2 pseudogenes are annotated in these 1,493 nt (G+C 63.0%); both read left to right on the forward strand.

The features are described 5' to 3' along the window. Nucleotides 1-127 precede the first annotated feature (127 nt). A pseudogene (locus B0E41_RS20710) lies at nucleotides 128-1,294 on the forward strand (IS5 family transposase); the annotation flags it as partial. 17 nt (nucleotides 1,295-1,311) lie between these two features. Then, nucleotides 1,312-1,493 (forward strand): annotated as a pseudogene (locus B0E41_RS20715) (IS3 family transposase); the annotation flags it as partial.

A 1,493-nucleotide genomic window follows, 5' to 3' on the forward strand; every position in this document is an offset into this window, starting at 1 on the left:
TCGGCGCTGTGGCGCCGACGGGTCTTGTTCTTGGCTTCGGTCATGGTGTCCACCTATCTCGTTTGGTGGACACCATCGTTGCCACTTATGCCGCCGACCTCAAGGGTGGGATGGCCGGACGCTTACGTTCTTCTCGGGCTGTGCCTATTACGAAGACCGCCAGCCCTGCGACGCCACCACCCTGGTCAAGTTCCGTCAGTTGTTGGGCGAGGAAGGCGTGGAAGAACTGCTGGCGCAGACCATCAACGTGGCCGTCGAACTCAAACTGATCAAACCGCAGGAGCTCTCCCGCGTGATCGTGGACAGCACGGTGCAGCACAAGGCGATAGCTCACCCCACCGACAGCCGTTTGCTGGAGACCGCCCGGTTGAAGTTGGTCCAGGCGGCCAAGGAGACGGGCATCGTTCTGAAGCAGCCCTTTGCCAAGGAAGGCAGGGACCTGAGCCGCAAGGCCGGGCGCTACGCCCATGCCCGGCAATTCAAGCGCATGCGCCGCACCATCAAACGCCAGAGAACCATCGTCGCTCGCCTGCAGCGCGAGATCGAGCGCAAGGCCAGTGCCATCGGGGCGGCAGTGCGCGAAGCACTGGGCGAGACCTTGAACAAAGCCCATCGCATCGTGGCCCAGAGCGGCCAGCGCAAAGCGGTGGATGGACAGCCCAAGCTCTACGCCTGGCATGCGCCCGAGGTGGACTGCATCAGCAAGGGCAAGGCCCGAACGCCCTACGAGTTCGGGGTCAAGGTGGGCATTGCCAGCACGCTGCAGGGCAACCTGATCGTGGGCTCACGAGCCTTCCACGGTAACCCTTACGACGGCCACACCCTCAACGAGCAACTGGAGCAGGCGAGCATCCTGATGCAAGACAGCCGGTCAAAGCCAGCGACGGCGTTCGTTGATCTGGGCTATCGGGGTGTGGACGCAGACAACCCGGATGTGCATATCGTGCACCGGGGCAAGGCCAAGCGGATCTGCGAGCAAGAGCGACGCGAGCTCAGGCGTCGTCAGGCCATTGAGCCGATCATCGGCCACCTCAAAGCCGATCACCGCATGGACCGTTGTCACCTCAAGGGAGAAACCGGCGACCGGCTGCATGCGGTGCTGTGTGCGGCGGGCTACAACATCCGCTGGCTGCTGCGCATGATCGCCCGCAAGGGCATCATCTTCTTGCAACGCCATTATTTGCGCCTGTGCTCGGTAGCGAGCTTGTCACTGAAATGGCAACACGCGTTGGACTCTTGGTCCACTCGGGCTCTCACCCGACCTGCACAGCGCCCTGTCTGGGATCGGATTTGAATAAATCAGGGCCGACGAGGTACGCCTGGATTCACCAAATGAGGCAGCAGTACCCGGTGAGCGTCTCCTGCGGCGTGCTGGAGGTCAGCGCCAGCGGTTACTTCAACTGGCTGCGCCGTCCGCAGGACATCGCTGGCAGGCCCGGCGGGCGCCACAGCGATGAAGCTCTGCTGGCACACATCCGCGCCATCCACGCCGA

This window comes from Hydrogenophaga sp. A37, from assembly GCF_002001205.1.
In the GTDB taxonomy this organism is placed as follows: Bacteria; Pseudomonadota; Gammaproteobacteria; order Burkholderiales; family Burkholderiaceae_C; genus Hydrogenophaga.